The organism is Stenotrophomonas sp. SMYL20, from assembly GCF_036320045.1.
Classification (GTDB): domain Bacteria; phylum Pseudomonadota; class Gammaproteobacteria; order Xanthomonadales; family Xanthomonadaceae; genus Stenotrophomonas; species Stenotrophomonas maltophilia_A.
The window spans coordinates 40843-60126 of sequence record NZ_JAWIRT010000023.1; the positions used below are offsets into that span (position 1 = coordinate 40843).

The window sequence follows — 19284 nt, forward strand, 5'->3', positions numbered from 1 at the left end:
TCGGTAGTGCCGGCCGCTGGCCGGCAACTGAAAAAGGGGACGGAGGGGATTAAGTCGTTTGTGGCACAAACGACTTAATCCCCTCCGTCCCCTTTTCACCCCAGCGCGTCGGCCCACCAGAGTGCGGCTGGGCCTGGCGGCGTGTCGCGGCGCCACAGCAGGTCGCTGTGGATGCGCCGTGGCCAGCCGGGCAGTACCAGTTCCACCAGCCGCCCGCGGTCGTAGCGCTGTACCAGTGCGCGCGGCAGTTCGGCCCAGCCGAGGCCGTCCTCGGCCATTTCCATCACCATCAGGTAGTCGGTGGCGGTCCAGGCCAGGCCGGTGACCACGCGGGATTGATCGACTTCCGCGCTCAAGCGCACCTGTCTATGCCGCGCCAGCTGTGCGGCGGCGCGACGGCCAGCGCTGGCCAGCGGATGCTCGCGCGCCACATACACCGACAGCTCGCTGTGGTGCGCCAGCGGACGTGCCACCAGTCCGTCCGGATAGTGCTCCTGCCGTGGCAGCAGGCCCAGCGCGGCGCGTCCGTTGCTCACCAGTTCAAGCACGTCCTCGCCCTCGGCATCCAGCCATTCCAGCTCGATCTCCGGGAACGCCTCGGCAAAGCGCTGCAACACGCGCTGCTCCGGGTCGAGCTGATAGACGTCGGAGAAGGCCACGGTCAGCCGCGCTTCGACCGGGGCGGCCAGCCGCACGCTCAACTGCTGCAGGCGGGTATCGGCGGCGAGGATTTCCTGGGCATGACCGAGCACCTGGCGCCCGGCCTCGGTCAGCTGCGGGTAGCGCCCGCTGCGGTCGAACAGGCTCACGCCCAGGTCGGCTTCCAGGTGGGCGATGGCGGTGCTGACCGTCGATTGGGTCTTGCGCAGGCGTCGCGCCGCCGCCGAGAACGAGCCCAGCGCCGCGGCTTCCACGAAGGCCTGCAGGGATTCAGGGGAGTAGGGCACTGATCCATCGCTCCTGTCGATGGAATCCATTTTGATACCACCGTAAAAGGCGATGATACTGGCTTCCGTCGCCCCCGTCTGCGGGGCGTTCCGGACCCTCCACGCTCGGCGTGGATCCATTGATGAGGCGGCGTGGTCCCCGCCCTGCAAGGAGCTTCACATGTCCCGTACTGTTCCCGCCCGTGGCGCGCTGGTCGCCTGGGCCTGCCTGACCGTGGCGATCGTCGCCGAAGTGGTCGGCACCTCGTTCATGGCCCATGCCGCTCGCGATGGTGGCTGGACCGGCTACCTGATCATGGCCGGCGCGCTGGCGCTGTCCTACTTCTTCCTGGCGCAGTCGGTGCGCCGTATCGCCGTTGGTGTGGCCTATGCGGTCTGGGAAGGCCTCGGCCTGACCCTGCTGACCGTGGTCGGCCTCACCGTCTTTGGTGAAAGCCTGTCGCTGCAGCAGCTGGCCGGCCTGGTGCTGGCGGTGGTCGGCATCGTCTGCGTCACCCTCGGGGAGGCGCACTGATGAATACCCTCGCTCTGTTTTTCGTGATCTGTTCTGCGCTGATCGACGTCGCCGCCAACATGATGGTGGCCAAGTCGGAAGGCTTCCGCCGCTGGCGCTGGGGCGTCGCCGCGATCGTCATGGTCTGGATCGCCTTCGCCCTGCTGGGACAGGCCGTGCGTTACATGGACCTGGCCACCGCCTATGCGATGTGGGGTGCGATCGGCGTGATCGGTACCGCCACCTGCGGCCGCCTGTTGTTCGGCAACCGCCTGCGTCCGATCGGCTGGGTCGGCATTGCGCTGGTCACTGTTGCAGTGCTGCTGCTGAGTACCGCGAAGTGATGCATCGTTGCGCCAACAAAGGTTGGCGCCTACTAGAACCATGGTTGGTACCTGCCAGCGCGTGAGCTGCCGCAGGCAAGCGCCCCGGGGAGGATATCTCCGGGGCGTTGCTGTTTCTGAAGCACTCAGAAGCGTGCGGTGAAGTTCAGCCGCGTGGTGCGCCCCGGGCCCGGCATCAGGCTCATCGCCAGCGTGTCCATGTAGTAGGTGTTGCGCAGGTTGCTGACCACCAGCTCCACTTCGCTGCGCGGCGTGAACTGCCAGCGCGCATAGAAGTCATAAATCGCGGTCGGCAGGTAGATGTTCTGCAGGCCGGTCGAGCCGGTGGTGTTCCAGGGCTTGTCCAGTTCGTGGGTGGGGCCGCTGTTGTAGATGCGGCGGATGCCAGTATCCAGCCGTTTGTCGAACAGGCGGAAGCCCAGCGTGCTGTGGATCGAGTACTTCGGCGGGTTCTGTGCGTTGACGAACGAGGTGCCGAAGCCGCCGTCCACGCAGTCCGGGGTAGTGTCCAGTTTGCTCCACTTCGCATACGGGTCTTCGCGCAGGCGCTTGGCGGTGGCCGCATCGCAGGTGCGCGCGCGCTGGTAGTAGCTGGCCGACAGGTCGAGGTAGGCGATGCCGGCGTCATAACCGGACTGCAGCTCGTAACCGGACACGGTGTAGTTGTCGACGTTGTCGACGTAGAACGCCCAGTTGCTGGAATCGAAGCGGCGGGTAATGGCATTGTCGATATCGTTCTTGAACCACGCCACCTTGAACGCCAGGCGGTCACCGTTGCGCCACAGGTCCTGCTTGAGCAGGCTGAAGCCGATGTCCCACGAGCGGTTCTTCTCCGGCTTCAGGTCGGCCACCGGTGCCGAGGTGCTGTTGCCCAGCGTCGACTCGAACAGGCTGGGCATCTTCCAGCCTTGCGCGTACTTCACGTAGAAGAACATGTCCTGGTCGAGGTTGAAGCGTGCTTCGGCATAGGGCGCGAAGCCGTGGCCGGAACGGCGGATCGCCGGCTTGTAGCCCCAGGCGGAGGGAATCTGCTTGGTATAGAAACCGTTGGCGCCGCGCGGATCAGGAATGAAGCCGTCGAAATCGTAGGCCTGGCCCAGCGTGCTGTCGCCATAGGGCGTAGCGCGCAGCGAGTCATAGGTGTAATTGCCCTGGGCATCCGGGTACCACTCCTTGTACCAGCCGGGCAGCAGCTGGCCGCCCTTGCTCAGGCGCGCGAAGGTGTAGCGCAGGTCGCGCGATTCACTGACGAAGGCCACGCGGTTGCGGTCGCGGGTGCGGTAGTCGGTGAAGCGGCCGCCCGCGGTCAGCGACAGCCAGTCCCACGGCTGCCATTGCAGCGAGGCAACGACGCTGGCCTCGCGGCGCGTGCCCGAGCGCAGGTAGCGGTTGTTGTTGAAATCCACCGGCAGCACCGGTGAGTTGGGCGCGGTGTCCTCGTGCTGGAAGGACGCGCCATAGCGCAACGTCCAGTCGCCCAGAGCATTGCTGAAGCGCGTGGTGTTGCTGCTGTCCACGCCCCAGCGCTGGGTCTTCACGTCCGACTGCAGTCCCGGGCCGTAGGTTTCGCCCAGCGTGTCCGGCATCTGGTCGTTGGGCACGTCCTTGAACAGCGGCGTGTTGGCGATGTTGCTGTTGAACATGCGGCTGGTGGCGGTGGTGAACCACAGCGTGCTGCTCAGGTCCAGCCACGGATGTGCCTCGGGCCGGTAGCGGTGGCGCAGCGAGGTGGCGTTGACCCGCATTTTTCCCGGCTCGAACTGGAACATGGTGTTGGCCTTGTCCACGTAGGTCACCCATTCATTGGACTCACCCACGCGTCCGATCGCCGACGGCATGATCTCGCCGAAGCTGGAGTTGAAGTAGCGGTGGCTCAGCTCCAACCGCTGGTCCGGGTTGGGCGTCCAGGTGAATTTCAGCAATGCCGATTCGTTGTCGGTATGCGTGTTGAGCACCTCATCGCCCGGATGGAAGAGCTTGGATACGGCCTGGCTGGACATGCCGGTACCGCCGCTGGACAGGTGCTGGTTGTCGTAGCGATGCGCGCCGTTGCTGCCGGCGAAGAAGTTGCCCTGGCGGCGCCGCGCATAGGCCGCGACCAGCTGCCAGTCTTCGCCACGCTGGGCGAAGGCCACGCTGCCATTCCAGTCGCGCGGGTCGCGCAGGCTGTTGCGGTTGTCGCTGCCGCGCGCGATCTGCTTGAAGGTGCGGGTGCGGTCGATGCTGTTGTCGGCCACGCCGCCGCGCACGCGCAGGCCCCAGGTCTGGCCATCGTCGAGGATGTCATCGACCTTCAGCGTCTCCATGTAGACCACGCCGCCGATCGCGCTGGCGGCGTTGGCGGCCAGGCTCGGCCCCTTCTCGATGCTGATCGCGCTGATCAGGTCCGGGTCGAGATAACTGCGCTGCTGCACGCCGGCATAACCGCGGTACACGTCGATGGCCTGCTGGCCGCCGTCGATGATCACCGGCACCCGGTTCTGGCCCTGCAGGCCGCGGATGTTGACGTCCAGCGCACCGCCGTTGCGAACGTCAGCGGTGTGCACGCCCACTGCACCGGCCAGCACGTCGCCGATCGACTGGCCGCGGAAGCGTTCCAGTTGCTGATGGTCCAGGTGCACGCGCGAGCCGCTGTCACGGTAGACCGCATCGGCATCGGCAAGCCCCCACGGTGAAGCGCCTTCGCCGGCCTGGCCAGCCACGCGCAGGGTGCCGATCTGGCGTACCCCGGCTTCAGCGGTAGGTGCCGCCTGCAGCACCACGCCGCTGGCATCACGCTGGAAGGCCAGGCCGGTGCCGGCCAGCAGCTGCGCCAATGCGGCGTCAGTACCGAGCGTGGCCTGCACACCGCTGCTGTGGCGGCCGCGGGTCAGACGCGCATCGGCAGCGATGGACAGGCCCGACTGCTGGCCGAACGCGGTCAGGGCCTGGTCGAGCGGGCCAGCCGGGATCTGCCAGCGAATGGCGGCCGCAGTGTCCTGTGCATGGGCGGCGGCCGGCAGCAGGCACGGGGAGGCCATGGCCAGGCACAGCGCGATGGCCAGGGGACGAGGGGAGGGGCAGGGCAGTTTCATGGGGGCGGCAACATCCGCAATGGGTTCCCTTGTAGTGCCCGGTGAGCGCACAGAAAGGGAACCGCGATTTCAAAGCGGACGCACGACGGTCCACCACGGCCAGCGCTGCTCGACACGGATCGGCAGGGCGCGGGCCAGCAGATGCAGCGCCTGGGTGCTGTCCAGGCGTGGCAGTACTGCCGTGACCTTCAATGCGGCGAGCGCCGGATCACAACCCAGATAGCCCTGATGGTGGCGGGCCAGCTCATCGATGACGCGGACCAAAGGCGTGTCCTGTACCTGCAGGCGTCCGTCCTGCCAGTCACCGCGCAGAGGATCGGCAGCGACCGTTGTGAGCCCGCCCATCGGGCCGATCCGCACCGCGCCTCCGGCAGCCACATCTAGCGCCACACCGAACATCGGCAGGCAGCGCACCACGCCCTCGAGCACATCCAGGCGGCTGCCCTGCGCCTCACGACCGACCGCGAAGCGGGTGCCCATTGGCCGCAGGCGTGCGCCCGGCACATACACGGTCAGGGGCAGGCCGGTGAATGCAGGATGGTGGCCGGTCTGCAGCAGCAGCTCGCCACGCAGCAGATGCAGGGCGCGGCGGCCGCTGCCGATGTCGATGGTGACTTCGCTGTCGGCGTTGAGCCACAACTGGCTGCCATCAATCAGCCTCCAGTGCCCGGTGCGCCCGGCAACGGTGCGCTGCGTCTGCAGGCCGCGTTGCGCCTGCAGGCCATGCAGGCCCAGCAGTGAAACCGCGCCGATGCCAAGTGCACCACCGAGGCTGCGCAGAGCCTGCCGGCGACGACGGCCTGCGGCATCCAGTGCGGTGGCGGCGGCCGGCGCCGACAGGGGCGCAAAGGACTGCCAGACCGACTCGACCCGACGCCACGCATCGGCGTGGCCGGCATCAGCCTGCAGCCATGCGCGCCAGCGGTACTGCTCGTCATCAGTCCAGCCCTGCTCGCGCAGCGCGAACCACTCTGCGGCTTGCTCCAGTGCCGGGCTGGCCAGCGCGGCGCTCATGCCGTTGCGTCGCCGGACAGGCGCAGGCAATGCAGCATCGCCTGCGCCATGTATTTCTTGACCATGCGCTCGGACACGCCCAGTTGTTGGCCGATCTCCGCATAGCCCAGGCCGGACAGCCGGGCCAGCAGGAACGCACGCCGCGGGCGTTCGGCCAGGCCGGCCAGCATGTCGGCGATGGCGTGCAGCAGTTGCAGTGCCTGCGTGCGTTCTTCCGCCGATGGATGCACCGGCTCCGGTTGGGCGGCCAAGGCCGTCAGGTAGGCGCGCTCCAGGTCCGCGCGCTGCCAGTGGTTGACCAGCAGGGCGTGCGCGATAGTGCTTAGATAAGCACGTGGCAGGCGCAGTTCGGAGGGATCGACGCGTCGGCTGAGCAGGCGCACGAAGGTGTCCTGGGTCAGGTCGGCGGCGCAGTCGGCGTTGTGGGTGCGGCGGCGCAGCCAGCCCAGCAGCCAGCCATGGTGTTCGCGGTAGAACCCCGCCAGCGCGGTGCTGGAGGCGGCGGGCACGGCCATCGGCATCGATCATTAATGAGAATGATTCCCATTATAGTGTGATCGGGAGGTGTACGACAAACCCTGTGCAGGGGGGCAACGGCCAGGGCGTTTGCGATGACCGCCGGGCTCGCCGACACTGCGGTCTTTCCGCAGGGAGTGCCCGCATGTTCAGCCACATCACCGTTGGAACCAACGACATGGACGTCGCGCATCGCTTCTACGATGCCCTGTTCACCGCATTGGGCGCCCGTCCCGGTGTCTTCGATGACAAGGGGCGCCTGGTGTATTTCAAGGACGGCCGCATGTTCATCGTCACCGCACCGATCGATGGTGAGCCGGCCTGCCATGCCAATGGCGGCACCATCGGCTTCACCCTGGACAGTGCCGATGCCGTGCGTGGCTGGCAGGACGCAGGCGTAAGCCACGGTGGCACCGCCATCGAAGACCCGGCCGGCATCCGCAACATGGCCGGGCGGCAGCTGTTCCTGGCCTACCTGCGCGACCCGGATGGCAACAAGCTGTGCGCGGTGCATGTGATGTCGTGATTGGACAGTACGCGCGTGGCCGCGATGCACGCGGTCCGCGCGCGGCTGCGCTCGCAGGCGGTCCGCGCGCGGCTGCGCTCGCAGGCGGTCCGCGCGCGGCTGCGCTCGCAGGCACGCTTCGGCGCGCGCGTGATAACACGGAATGGTGGGCCGGGCCTGTGACCGCAGGCCGCAACTTCATGCTCTGTCCACTGCGGTTCAGCCAGAATCGGTCGGCTAACCCTTTGATCTACCGGAGAACGCCGCCCCATGGAAGTACTGGAGCCGCAACAATCCCCGGTGCGCACCCTTCGACCTGTGTTCGCCTTCGCGGCGATCGTTGTCGTGGCGTTCGCGCTGTTTGTCAGCCTGTTCCCGCTCGGTGCGGGCCGCCTTCTGGTCAAGGCGCAGGACTGGGCCGCACTCAATGTCGGCTGGTACTACCTGCTGGCGATGACCCTCTACCTGGTGTTCGTGGTCGGCGTGGCGCTGTCCAAGTACGGTGGCATCAAGCTCGGTGCCGACCATGACGAGCCGGAGTTCAGCTATCTCTCCTGGGCCGGCATGCTGTTCGCCGCCGGCATCAGCATCACCCTGTTCTTCTTCTGCGTCTCCGAACCGCTGACCCATTACCTGCAGCCGCCACAGGGCGATCCGGCGGCCGGTGAGGCCGGCGCGCGCCAGGCCATGCAGCTGCTGTTCCTGCACTGGGGCCTGCACGGTTGGGGCGTGTTCGCGCTGGCGGCGATGGCGATGGCCTACTTCGCCTACCGCCACAACCTGCCGCTGGCGCTGCGTTCGGCGCTGTACCCGCTGATCGGCAAGCGCATCAATGGCCCGATCGGCTACACCGTGGACGCGCTGGGCATTGTCGCCACCGTGTTCGGCATCGGCGCCGACATGGGCTTCGGCGTGCTGCACCTCAACGCTGGCCTGTCGCACCTGTTCAACATCCCGCACTCCAACCTGGTGCAGATCATCCTGGTGGTCAGCATGATGGGCGCGGCGGTGGCCGTGGCCGTTTCAGGCGTGGAGAAGGGCGTGCGCTGGATGGCCAACATCAACATGCTGCTGGCGATCGCGCTGGTGCTGTTCATGCTGTGCGCCGGCCCCACCCAGTATCTGCTCAGCACGCTGATGCAGAACCTGGGCGACTACCTCGGCAGCGTGGTCGGCAAGAGTTTCGATGTGTACGCCTATGGCGGCCGACCGGAATGGCTGGGCGGCTGGACGGTGTTCTACTGGGCCTGGTGGATCGGCTGGGCGCCGTTCGTCGGCCTGTTCATCGCCCGCATCTCGCGTGGCCGCACCATCCGCGAATTCGTGTTCGGCGTGCTGCTGATCCCGCTCGGCTTCACCCTGGCGTGGCTGTCGATCTTCGGCAACAGTGCACTGGACCAGGTGCTGCACCATGGCCAGCAGCAACTGGCGCAACTGGCGGTAGATGATCCACCCACCGTGCTGTATGCCCTGCTGGATGGGTATCCGTGGAGCAAGGCGGTGATCGCGGTGACGGTGTTCGTCAGTTTCATTTTCTTCGTGACATCGGCAGACTCCGGCGCGGTGGTGCTGTCCACGTTGTCCTCGCATGGCGGGGCGCCGGAGGATGATGGTCCGCGTTGGCTGCGCGTGTTCTGGGGCACGGTGATCGCGGTGCTGACCGCCGGGTTGCTGCTGGCCGGCAGCATCGATGCGCTGAAATCGGCGGTGGTGCTGGCGTCGCTGCCGTTCTCGGCGGTGTTGTTGCTGATGATGTGGGGCCTGACTCGCGCCTTCAGTGACGAATCGCACCGCAAGCGCGCGCTGCAGTACCGTCCCTCGCCGCTGATCGGTGACGACCGCCACCACCAGGGCTGGCGCCAGCGCCTGAGCCAGGCCATGCACTTCCCGGTGCGCGACCAGGTCTACCGCTTCATGGACGACACCGTGAAGCCAGCGATGGAGGCGGTGGCCGAGCAGCTGCGCGGGCAGGGCTGGGATGTGGCCACGCGGTTCGAGGCCGGCGACATGGAATTGACGGTGAATCACGGCGAGCAGCAGGACTTCCTGTACCGGGTGATCCTGAGTGGCTACCTGACGCCGTCGTTCGCCGCGCAGCAGCTGCGCAACCAGCGCTACTACCGCGCTGAAGTGCACCTGTTCGAAGGCAGCCAGGACTACGACCTGGTCGGCTACAGCCGCAAGCAGATCATCAACGACATCATCAGCCAGTACGAACGGCACCTGCAGTTCCTGCACCTGAGCCGCTGATTCGGTGGGTGCGGACCGTTGGTCCGCACACCCCTTTGCCCCATCAGAACCGGTAGCGCGCCCCCAGCGAGACGAACTGCCCGCGCAGGTTGTACTGGCTGATGTCGAAACCGTTGGAGCCACCGGCCGGGTCGAACGGCGGGTCCTTGTCGGTCAGGTTCAGCACCGACAGCGACAGCGTGGTGTTGGGAATACCTTCGTAGGCCACGTAAAGATCCAGCTGGTGATACGGCTTGATGCGGTCACGCAGCCCCGGGTTGCTGGTGACCGTCGCCACACGCTGGTCGTAGCCACTCACGTACTGCAGGCTCAGCGTGCTGCTCCAGTCGCCCACCGCCCAGTTCAACGACGTGGTGCCGCGGGTGCGCGGCAGTGCGCCGTGGCGGTTGTTGCCGGCCCCGTCATAGGGCGCCTGGCCGGCCACCAGCGGCTGCTTGAAGCTGAGCAGGTGGGTCCAGCTGCCGGCGACGGTGAAGTTGCCCCAACCGTCGGTGCGGAAGGTGCGGCTGGCGTCCAGGTCCAGCCCCGAGGTGGTCAGTTCGCCCTGGTTGGCGTACTGGTTGGTGATGAATTGGATGCGTCCGTTCTCGCGTTGTACGCGGCCCGGGAACAGGGTCGGGTTGTCGACGATGAACTGCGCACTGTCAGGCTTGACCAGGTTGTCCTGTTCGATGCGGTACCAGTCCAGGCCGATGCTGGTATCGCCATCCGGCGACCACACCGCACCCACGTTGAAGTTTCGCGAGCGCTCGGCCTTCAGGTCCGGGTTGCCGGTGCGGATGTTGGTCACGCCGCGGCTGCCACCCGGTTGCAGTGGGTCGAACGGATCGATCACCGAGCCGTAGCTGACGGTCTGGCCCGGCGCGATCTCCGGCAGCGACGGCGCACGGAAGCCACGCGAGAAAGAGCCGCGCAGCAGCAGGCTGTCCAGCGGCTGCCAGCGCAATGCCACCTTGGGCGAGAACGCCTTGCCGAAGTCGTCGTAGCGGTCGCCGCGACCGGCCAGCTGCAGTTCCAGCGTGCGGTGCAGCGGGACGCTCAGTTCGGCGTAGGCGGCACTGACCTGGCGCTCGCCGTTGACCACGTTGATGGCCGGGCGCAGCTCGGTACCCGACAGCACCTGTGCGCTGGTGCGCGCATCCAATGATTCCTTGCGGAACTCGGCGCCCCAGGCGAAGCCGACTGCACCGGCCGGCAGCTCCCACAGCGTGGTCGACGCCTTTACGTTCAACGCGTGCAGCTTGTACCAGCCGGGGCGTTTGGTCTGCAGGCGCAGTGCATCCAGCGCCCCCGGCGTGCTGGACGGGTTGAGGAAGTTGTAGCTGCCATCGCGCAGGATCTGTTCGAACGCGTAGCGGTTGACGAAATTGTCGACGTACTCGCGCTGTGCACTCTGCGAGGTCAGCGCCGCCACTTCCCAGTCCCAGCGTTCACCGCTGCCGCGCACGCCGGCCAGGGCACGGTAGAACACCTGCGTGTTGTCCTTCAGGCGCGGGCCGAGATCGAAGAAGGTGTACTCGAACGGCAGCGGCGCGCTGCCCGGGTTGTTCGGATGGCCGACCGGCAACACCGCCGGTACGTCGATCAGGGTGCCGGTGGCCGGGTTGTAGGCACGCAGGCCCGGCCCGACGGTCAGTGGCGCGCTGAAGATCTGGTCGGCCTTGTTGTGGCTGTACAGCACATCGGCGAAGGCCTCGACGCTGTCATTGAAGCGGTAGGTCGCACTCAGCGACGCCTGCAGGCGCTCGGCGCCGGGCTGCAGGGTCTTGAACGGCTGCGCATTGAAGGCGCAGGCCTGGCCGGGCAGGGTGCTGCCGAAGTCGCTGTACGGGCGCAGCTGGCTGCCGTCGGGGCAGTTGGCGAACGGTTGCGGCGCACGCGGGTTGCTCAGCCAGTTGCCACCGGCAGTGGACCACCCGGCCAGGCGACCGCCCGGCTTGTCGCGGAAATCGCCGCTGCGGGTATAGGCACGGTCATCGCCATCGAGGCGGTCGCGCTTGAGCAGGTCCAACCCGAACAGCACGTTCCAGCCCTGCTGTTCCAGATCACCGAAGCCGGCCAGCAGGTTGGCCTTGCGTTCGTTCAGGCCGCCCTGGGTGGCGGTACCGAAGCCGCCGCCGACTTCCACGCCCTGGAAGTTCCTGCGCAGGATGATGTTGATGACGCCAGCGATGGCGTCGGAGCCGTACACCGCCGAGGCGCCATCCTTCAGCACTTCGATGCGCTCGACCGCACTGATCGGCAGTGCGTTGAGGTCGACGAAGGTGTCCTGGGTATTGAGTGCGAAGCCGAAGTTGGACACCCGATAGCCGTTGACCAGCACCAGCGTGTTCTTCGGCGACAGGCCGCGCAGGCCGATCGAGGCCGAGCCCGCGGCGAAGCTGCCGGTGTACTGTTCGTCGAAACTGTTGCCGGCATTGGCCGACAGGTTGCGCAGCACGTCGGTGAGGGTGGAGCGGCCGGTCTGCTCGATCTGTTCGCGGCTCACGATCTGCACCGGGTTGGGCCCGGCGGTATCGCTGCGCTTGATGTTGGAGCCGGTCACCAGCACGGTGCCGAGGGTGGTGCTGTCCTTGCCGGAATCGGCGGTTTCAGCGGCGCCGGCAGCGCCGGCGGTGAGGCCCAGCGCGATCGCGCCGGCAAGCAGGTTCAGGGTGGTGCGGTACATGGAAGCGACAACGCCAAACGGGGGAGGAGCCGTCAGTACCGCACGCAGCCACGTGCGCCTTCCAATGACGAAAGCGCATTCAGTTATACATCACAGGTTCTTAACGAAAGTTTGTGGCCTCGGTGGGGCGGTCTGTGCTTCGGTGGGTGCGGACCGTTGGTCCGCACACTGACCGGAAAGCAGCCGAGCATGGCTCGGCTCTACAGAAGGCAGTGCCAGCCCATCAAGGCCGCAGCAGCACCTTGCCGTTGCGGCCCGAACCGGCACCGGCCTTTGCTGCCTGGGCGATGTCGTCCAGCGCGAAGACCTGCTCCACCGGCAGGGTCAGTTCGCCGCTCGCCGCGCGCTTCAGCAGTTCGCCAACCAGCCGGCGCTTGTCCTCCACCGCCATCGCCTGGCTGACCTTGCTGCCCCAGAAACCCTTCACCGTGGCTTCCTTGTAGATCAGGCCGCCGGCGGGAATGCGCATGGGTTCGCCGCTCATCACACCGAACGACACCAGGGTGCCGTGGTGGCCAAGCAGGTCGACCAGATCGCCGCTGGCGTCGCCGCCGATGGAATCCACCGCGGCCGCGGCCTGCGCTTCGCCGGTCGCCTCACGCACGCGATCCTTCCAGCCGTCTACCGAGGTGTCGAACACATGATCGATGCCCAATGCCTTCAACTGTGCGACCGCATCGGCATTGCGCACGAGGTTGGCCACATGCACGCCACGCGCCCGCGCCAGCATCGCCAGCGATTTGCCCACTGCGCCGTTGGCGGTGTTCTGCACGATCCACTGGCCCGCTTCGACGTGCAGGAATTCCAGCAGCATCAGCGCGCTCAGCGGCATCGCGATCAGCTGTGCGGCCATTTCGTCGGGGATCGCCTCCGGCATCGGAATCACCATGCGTGCCGGCGCGATGAAGGCTTCAGCCCAGGTGCCGTGCACCGAGGCGGCGGCAACCCGCTGGCCGATCTGCAGGCCGTCGACGCCGTCGCCAAGTGCATCGACCACGCCCAGTGCTTCACTGCCCCCGATCGCCGGCAGCGTTGGCTTGTAGCCATACAAGCCGCGCACGGTCAGCAGGTCGTGGTTGTGGATCGAGGCGAGCACGGTGCGGATGCGCACTTCGCCGGGGCCGGGCTCGGGCAGGGCGGCATCTGCAATGGCGAGGACGTCGGCCGGGTCGCCGAAGGAGGGGTACTGGGCAGCGCGCATGGGCGGTGTTCCGGGGAAAGTTGATGTTGTACCGAACTGGGGACGCAGGCGTTGTCGACAAGGCGCTGCAGGTGCAACACGGCATCCTGCGACTGATCGTCGCGACATGTGCTGATTACCGCATCTTGTGTTGACGGGTTGGAATATCCCCACTATGTTGTGTCCGTCACTCCCGGTCAGCCGCCGCCGCCGGACATGCAGCAAACGTCCCGCGGCCCGCCCCTGAAGGCTTGCCGTGTCGACGCGGCCGCCATCGAGCGGACCCAGATCGCCCCCACGGCCCGGATACCGGCCGCAGGCGCAGGCTGTTGCCGACGATCTGGTGTTCCCGCGCTTTGGCATCCCACCCCGACCGCCCCGTGCGCCGGTATCGCGTGCAGGGCCGCCATGGCATCGACCGCCAATGCGCGTGCGAGCCTGGAGTTTCACCACCATGACCGACAGTACCTTCCGCGTGGCCGATCTGGCCGGCGCTGGCGACGCCTTGCGCGCCGGTGGCGAGCGCGTACCGACCTGGATCACCAAGGAGGCCGGCAACCGTCGCCTGCCGTTCGAGGCCGAGCGCCTGCAGCGCAGCATCGACGCCGTGCATGCCGAGTTCCCGCAGCTGGATGTGAGCGACTACCGCCGTGTAGTGCAGTCGATGGTCGAACGCAAACCGAGCATCAGCGCCGATGACCTGGTCGATCTGCTGATCCGCGAGGCCGAATCGCGCGTGGACCTGGTCGCGCCGGAGTGGGAACAGTTTGCAGCGCGCATCTACCTGCGTCGCCTGTACAAGCGCGCCAGCCGCAACCGCTTCTACGACGTCGGCCTGAAGTACGGCTCCTACGTGGGCCTGCAGGAAAGCCTGGCCGACCGCGGCATCTACAGCAACGACATCCTGCGCTGCTATTCCAAGGAAGAGCTGCAGCAGGCCGGCCAGATGATCGACCCGGAACGCGACCGCCTGTTCGCCTACAACGGCCTGTACCTGCTGGCCACGCGCTACCTGGCCAGCGACCGCAGCCGCGAGGTCTATGAACTGCCGCAGGAGCGCTGGCTGACCATCGCGCTGTACCTGATGCAGGAGGAAAAGCCGCGCGAGCGGCGCATGCAGCTGGTCGGAGAGGCGTACTGGGCGCTGTCCAACCTGTACATGACGGTGGCCACGCCGACCCTGGCCAATGCCGGCAAGTTGGGCGGGCAGCTGTCGAGCTGCTTCATCGACACGGTGGACGACAGCCTGCAGGGCATCTATGACTCCAACACCGATATCGCCCGTGTGTCCAAGCACGGCGGTGGTGTTGGAGCCTATCTGGGCTATGTGCGCAGCAGCGGCGCGCCGATCCGTGGCGTGGCCAATTCCTCCGGCGGCGTGGTGCCGTGGATCAAGCAGCTCAATAACACAGCGGTATCTGTTGATCAGCTCGGCCAGCGCAAGGGCGCGGTGGCGGTGTACCTGGACATCTGGCACCGCGATATCGAAGCCTTCATGGACCTGCGCCTCAACAACGGTGACCAGCGCCTGCGCGCGCACGATGTGTTCACCTCGGTGTGCGTGCCCGACCTGTTCATGGAAGCGGTCGAGCGTCGCGCCGACTGGTACCTGTTCGACCCGCACGAGGTGAAGCAGGCCAAGGGCTGGTACCTGCAGGACTTCTACGACGAGAAGCGTGGTTCTGGCAGCTTCCGCGACCGCTACGCCGAGCTGGTGGCCGATGAGCGCATCAGCCGCCGCACGGTGAAGGCCATCGATCTGTTCAAGCGGATCATGCTCAGCCAGCTGGAGACCGGCAACCCGTTCCTGTTCTACCGCGACGAGGTCAACCGCCGGAACCCGAACAAGCACGCGGGCATGATCTATTCCAGCAACCTGTGCACCGAGATCCTGCAGAACATGAGCCCGACGCGGATGATCCAGGAGATCGTCAGCGGCGACCAGATCGTGACTACGCGCCGCGCCGGTGACTTCGTGGTCTGCAACCTGTCCTCGATCAACCTCGGACGTGCGATCAGTGCGCCGGATGACCTGCTGGCCACCGACGTGCTGGAGCGCCTGATCCCGATCCAGGTGCGCATGCTCGACAACGTGATCGACCTCAACGCATTGCCGGTGCCGCAGGCCACGATCACCAACCGCAAGTACCGTGCCATCGGCCTGGGCACGTTCGGCTGGCACCACCTGCTGGCGCAGCAGTCGATCCAGTGGGAATCGCCGGATGCCGAAGAGCTGGCCGACCGCCTGTACGAGCGCATCAACTTCCTGACCATCCAAGCCAGCGCGCAGCTGGCGAAGGAGAAGGGCAGCTACCCGATGTTCGCCGGCAGCGATTGGCACAACGGACGCTACTTCAGTGACCGCGACTACAACGGCGCGGCCTGGGACAGCCTGGCCCGCGAGGTCGCCACGCACGGCCTGCGCAACGGCTGGCTGTTGGCGGTGGCGCCGAACATGAGCACCGCGCAGATTGCCGGTTCCACCGCCTCCATCGACCCGATCTACAGCGCGTTCTACTACGAGGAAAAGAAGGATTTCCGGCGTCCGGTGGCCGCTCCGGGTTTGTCGCTGGAGACCTGGCCGTACTACGAGAAGGGTGCCTACAAGGTCGACCAGTTCGCCAGCGTGCGCCAGAACGCGCGCCGCCAGCGCCACGTCGACCAGTCGATCAGCTTCAACCTGTACGTGCCAAGCACCATCCGCGCCAGCACCCTGCTGGAGCTGCACCTGAGTGCCTGGCGCGAGGGCCTGAAGACCACCTACTACGTGCGCTCCAACGACATCGACATCAGCGAATGCGAGTGGTGCTCCAGCTGACCGCCGGCGGCCCACGGTAGTGCCGGCCGCTGGCCGGCAACCCCGCGATCCACGGTAGTGCCGGCCGCTGGCCGGCAACACCGCGATCTTCGGTAGTGCCGGCCGCTGGCCGGCAACACGATAGAAAGAGAACGAAGGCAGAAACCCATGGCAACCCCCCTCGACCGCATCAAGATCCTCGAACCGCGACATCCCAATCGCAGCACCGGCATCATCAACGGCCGCACCAGCGGCATCCTCAACTGGAACGACATCCCGTACCCGTCGTTCTATCGGGCCTACAAGGAGCTGTCGACCAACTTCTGGATTCCCGACGAGGTCGACATGAAGCTCGATGCCCGCCAGTACGGCGAGCTCAATGCGCGCGAAAAGAACGCCTACGACTCCATCATCGGCCTGCTGGCCACGCTCGACTCACCGCAGACCCGCTTCATCTACAACGTGGCCGAGTACATCACCGACCCGGCCGCGCACGCCAACGCCGCGATCATCGGCCAGCAGGAAGTGATCCACAACGAAAGCTACAGCTACGTGCTGGCCTCGATCACCGACCTGCCGAACCAGAACCGCATTTTCGAGATCGCCCGGACCCACCCGACCATCATCAAGCGCAACGCACCGATCATGGGTGCATACGACGACTTCATGCGCGAGAAGACCGCCGAGACCCTGTTGAAGTCGTTGATCCAGTCCTCGATCCTGGAAGGCATCAACTTCTATTCCGGGTTTGCGTACTTCTACAACATGGTGCGGCAGAACCGCATGAACGGTACGGGCAAGATCATCAGCTTCATCAACCGTGACGAGCTGGCGCATACCAAGTTCATCAGCGAGCTGATCCGCGCCATCATCGGCGAGAACCCTGAGCTGCAGACCAACGAGTTGACCGCCTACGTGCACCAGTCGTTCGAGCATGCGATCGAGCTGGAGACGCAGTGGTCGTCGGAGGTGCTGGACGGTATCGACGGCATCGACGTGGACGAGATGGTGCGCTACGTGAAGTACCGCGCGAACAAGATGGCCGGCATGCTCGGCATCGAGCGCCTGTACAGCGACACCACCGACAACGTGATGCCGTGGATCAAGGCCTACGCCGACAACTTCACCGAGACCAAGACCGACTTCTTCGAGATGCGCAATGCAAGTTACAAGAAGACCAACGTCGACAACGGCTTCGACGACCTCTGAGCCCAGCGAAGCGCTGAGCATTCTGCTGGTGGTGGCCTCGTTGAGTGGCAACACCCGCGAGCTCGGCCGGCAGATTGCCGAGCGTTGCCGCGCAGTAGGCCACGCGGTGCACTGGCAGGAGGCCGACGACCTGCGCCAGGCCCCGCCACTGGCCGCCGATGAGGCCGACCTGGTACTGCTGGGTTGCTGGACCGACAACGCCGGCCGCACGCCGGCGGAGATGAAGGCATGGGTGGCCGGTATTACGGAGCGCGGCGAGCGGCCACGGCAGCTGGCGGTGTTCGGTACCGGCGAAACGCAGTGGGGGCAGGAGTACTACTGCGGCGCCGTGCACCGGCTGATCCGCTACTTCCGCAGCGACTACCCGCCGCTGGAGATCGAACAGATGCCGCATGGCGTTCGCCATGCCGCGGCCATCGAGGCCTGGACCGACGCGGTCCTGGCCCATTACTGGAGCAACACCGATGCAGATCATCGACGCCACCACGCCTGAGCAGTTCCAGCAGCTGCTGGCCGAACACCCGCGGGTGCTGGTGGATTTCCACAAGGACCAGTGCCCAGGGTGCCGGATGCTGGAGGTGTCGCTGCACCGGGTGGCGACCAGCAGTGCAGGGCAGGGCATCACCCTGCTGCGCGTGCAGCTGGAAGTGCTGGGTGAAGCGTTCTTCAGGGGACTGGGGTTGCGGCAGACGCCGACGCTGTCCCTGTTCCGTGACGGCGACGAACGCACCCGCCTGGCCGGGTTCCAGTCGCCGCAGCAGATTGAGGCCGCGATCGCGTTGCATCTGTAGAGTCGAGCCATGCTCGACTGCTGTTCGCGCGGTGATGGAATGAGTCGAGCATGGCTCGACTCTACAAAGGCATCCACGCATGGCGTGGATCTACCCGCCGTTGAAGGTATCCACCAGCAGCTTCACGTTCAACGCCACGATCACCAGTGCGATCACCCAGGCGATGCTGCCCAGCCAGCGCGGGGCCACCAGCGCGCCCATCGTCACCTTGTCGGTCACGATCCGCACCAGCGGGATGATCGCGAACGGCAGCTGCATCGACAGCACCACCTGGCTCAGCACCAGCAGCTTCACCGCGCCCTGGTCGCCGAACAGCATGATCACCACCACCACCGGAATGATCGCCAGCGCCCGCGTGATCAGCCGCCGCAGCCACGGCGGCAGACGCAGGTGCAGGAAGCCTTCCATCACGATCTGCCCGGCCAGCGTGGCGGTCACCGTCGAGTTCAGGCCCGAGGCCAGCAGCGCAATCGCAAACAGTGTCGCCGCCGCGCCTACGCCGAGCATGGGCGCCAGCAGCTGGTGCGCCTGCTCGATGTCTTCCACATCAAATCGGCCATTGGCATGGAACACCGCCGCCGCCAGGATCAGGATGCTGGCGTTGATGAACAGTGCCAGGGTCAGTGCAAGGGTGCTGTCGGTCACTGCCCAGCGCAGCGCGCTGCGTCGGCCTTCATCGGTGCGCGGGTAGGCACGGGTCTGCACGATGGACGAGTGCAGATAGAGATTGTGCGGCATCACCGTGGCACCAATGATGCCGATGGCGATGTACAGCGCGTGCGGATCAGTTACCACCTGCGCGCGCGGAATGAAACCGCCCAGCACTTCCATCACCGGCGGTGCGGCCAGCGCGATCTGCACCATGAAGCAGGCGAAGATCACCATCAGCAATGCGATCACGAAGGCTTCCAGCGCACGGAAACCGCGGTTCATCAGCAGCAGCACCAGCAGCGTGTCCAAGGCGGTGATCACCGCGCCCCACAGCAACGGCAGGTCGAACAGCAGCTTCAGCGCAATCGCGGTGCCGATCACCTCGGCCAGGTCGCAGGCGATGATCGCCGCCTCGCACAGCGCCCATAACGCCAGGTTCACCGGCTTCGGGTAGCGGGCACGGCAGGCCTGGGCCAGGTCCATGCCGGTAGCGATGCCGAGCCGCGCCGACAGCGCCTGCAGGATCACCGCCATCAGGTTGGAGATGAGGATGACCGACAGCAGCAGGTAACCGAAGCGCGAACCGCCGGCGAGGTCGGTGGCCCAGTTGCCCGGGTCCATGTAGCCGACCGAAATCATGTAGCCCGGGCCGAGGAAGGCCAGCAGGCGGAACCACCAGTGGCCCTTGTCGGGCACCGCCACCGAGGCGTTGAGCGCACCCAGGCTGGCCGGAGTGGAGGCCGAAGGGTCGCGGGGTGCCAGGGTGTTCATGGCTCCGAATATAGCTCCTGCTATAGTAATTAGCAATGTGAAACAATCGTCTTTATCGCGTTACTGGTCCAGAA

The 19284-nt window shown here is 66.1% G+C and carries 15 protein-coding genes; 8 read left to right on the forward strand and 7 right to left on the reverse strand.

Features of this window, described 5'->3' with window-relative positions; genetic code table 11:
• Window positions 1-95: 95 nt before the first annotated feature.
• Window positions 96-947: a LysR family transcriptional regulator gene (locus V3B48_RS16970; RefSeq protein WP_329894119.1), complete on the reverse strand. Its 852-nt coding sequence runs from the start codon at window positions 945-947 to the stop codon at window positions 96-98.
• A 160-nt stretch (window positions 948-1107) separates the two neighbouring features.
• Between V3B48_RS16970 and V3B48_RS16975 the strand changes: the two genes are divergently transcribed.
• Both V3B48_RS16975 and V3B48_RS16980 read left to right on the forward strand, forming a co-directional pair.
• A complete protein-coding gene (locus tag V3B48_RS16975) occupies window positions 1108-1461 on the forward strand; it encodes an SMR family transporter (protein WP_010485170.1) in 354 nt (117 codons plus the stop codon).
• Window positions 1461-1784, forward strand: coding sequence for an SMR family transporter (locus tag V3B48_RS16980; RefSeq protein ID WP_121503503.1), 324 nt, complete (start codon window positions 1461-1463; stop codon window positions 1782-1784). The genes V3B48_RS16975 and V3B48_RS16980 overlap by 1 nt, the downstream gene beginning before the upstream one ends.
• Before the next feature lie 125 nt (window positions 1785-1909).
• On the opposite strand, the gene V3B48_RS16985 is transcribed toward V3B48_RS16980, so the two are convergent.
• The 3 genes from V3B48_RS16985 to V3B48_RS16995 all read right to left on the reverse strand — a co-directional run bounded on the left by V3B48_RS16985 (window position 1910) and on the right by V3B48_RS16995 (window position 6387).
• Window positions 1910-4858, reverse strand: coding sequence for a TonB-dependent receptor (locus V3B48_RS16985; RefSeq protein WP_329894120.1), 2949 nt, complete (start codon window positions 4856-4858; stop codon window positions 1910-1912).
• A 69-nt stretch (window positions 4859-4927) separates the two neighbouring features.
• On the reverse strand, window positions 4928-5872 hold the full coding sequence (locus V3B48_RS16990) for a FecR domain-containing protein (RefSeq protein ID WP_329894121.1): 945 nt from the start codon (window positions 5870-5872) through the stop codon (window positions 4928-4930).
• A complete protein-coding gene (locus V3B48_RS16995) occupies window positions 5869-6387 on the reverse strand; it encodes a sigma-70 family RNA polymerase sigma factor (RefSeq protein ID WP_197613774.1) in 519 nt (172 codons plus the stop codon). Before V3B48_RS16995 ends, V3B48_RS16990 begins: the two co-directional genes overlap by 4 nt.
• A gap of 146 nt (window positions 6388-6533) precedes the next feature.
• On the opposite strand from V3B48_RS16995, the gene V3B48_RS17000 reads away from it, so the two are divergent.
• Together V3B48_RS17000 and betT are read left to right on the forward strand one after the other, a co-directional pair.
• On the forward strand, window positions 6534-6914 hold the full coding sequence (locus tag V3B48_RS17000; RefSeq protein WP_006372781.1) for a VOC family protein: 381 nt from the start codon (window positions 6534-6536) through the stop codon (window positions 6912-6914).
• A 249-nt stretch (window positions 6915-7163) separates the two neighbouring features.
• Window positions 7164-9143, forward strand: a complete 1980-nt coding sequence (gene betT, locus V3B48_RS17005) for a choline BCCT transporter BetT (RefSeq protein ID WP_049400600.1) — start codon at window positions 7164-7166, stop codon at window positions 9141-9143.
• Window positions 9144-9186: 43 nt separating this feature from the next.
• Here betT and V3B48_RS17010 read toward each other — a convergent pair whose 3' ends face one another.
• Together V3B48_RS17010 and V3B48_RS17015 are read right to left on the reverse strand one after the other, a co-directional pair.
• Entirely contained in the window at window positions 9187-11811 is a 2625-nt protein-coding gene (locus tag V3B48_RS17010; protein WP_329894122.1) for a TonB-dependent receptor, read from the reverse strand.
• A gap of 223 nt (window positions 11812-12034) precedes the next feature.
• Window positions 12035-13012, reverse strand: a complete 978-nt coding sequence (locus V3B48_RS17015) for a zinc-binding dehydrogenase (RefSeq protein ID WP_182266261.1) — start codon at window positions 13010-13012, stop codon at window positions 12035-12037.
• A 433-nt stretch (window positions 13013-13445) separates the two neighbouring features.
• Here V3B48_RS17015 and V3B48_RS17020 point away from each other — a divergent pair, with 433 nt between their 5' ends.
• The 4 genes from V3B48_RS17020 to V3B48_RS17035 all read left to right on the forward strand — a co-directional run bounded on the left by V3B48_RS17020 (window position 13446) and on the right by V3B48_RS17035 (window position 17788).
• Window positions 13446-15809, forward strand: a complete 2364-nt coding sequence (locus tag V3B48_RS17020) for a ribonucleoside-diphosphate reductase subunit alpha (protein WP_329894123.1) — start codon at window positions 13446-13448, stop codon at window positions 15807-15809.
• Between the two features lie 147 nt (window positions 15810-15956).
• Window positions 15957-16997 (forward strand): ribonucleotide-diphosphate reductase subunit beta, encoded by a 1041-nt coding sequence (locus V3B48_RS17025; RefSeq protein ID WP_024957408.1) that lies wholly within the window; start codon window positions 15957-15959, stop codon window positions 16995-16997.
• A 13-nt stretch (window positions 16998-17010) separates the two neighbouring features.
• Window positions 17011-17490 (forward strand): flavodoxin, encoded by a 480-nt coding sequence (locus tag V3B48_RS17030; RefSeq protein WP_183080180.1) that lies wholly within the window; start codon window positions 17011-17013, stop codon window positions 17488-17490.
• A complete protein-coding gene (locus V3B48_RS17035) occupies window positions 17462-17788 on the forward strand; it encodes a thioredoxin family protein (RefSeq protein ID WP_182266260.1) in 327 nt (108 codons plus the stop codon). Before V3B48_RS17030 ends, V3B48_RS17035 begins: the two co-directional genes overlap by 29 nt.
• A gap of 90 nt (window positions 17789-17878) precedes the next feature.
• Here V3B48_RS17035 and V3B48_RS17040 read toward each other — a convergent pair whose 3' ends face one another.
• The gene (locus V3B48_RS17040) at window positions 17879-19210 is read right to left on the reverse strand and encodes an Nramp family divalent metal transporter (RefSeq protein ID WP_285303166.1); all 1332 of its coding nucleotides are present in this window, start codon (window positions 19208-19210) and stop codon (window positions 17879-17881) included.
• Window positions 19211-19284: the final 74 nt, after the last annotated feature.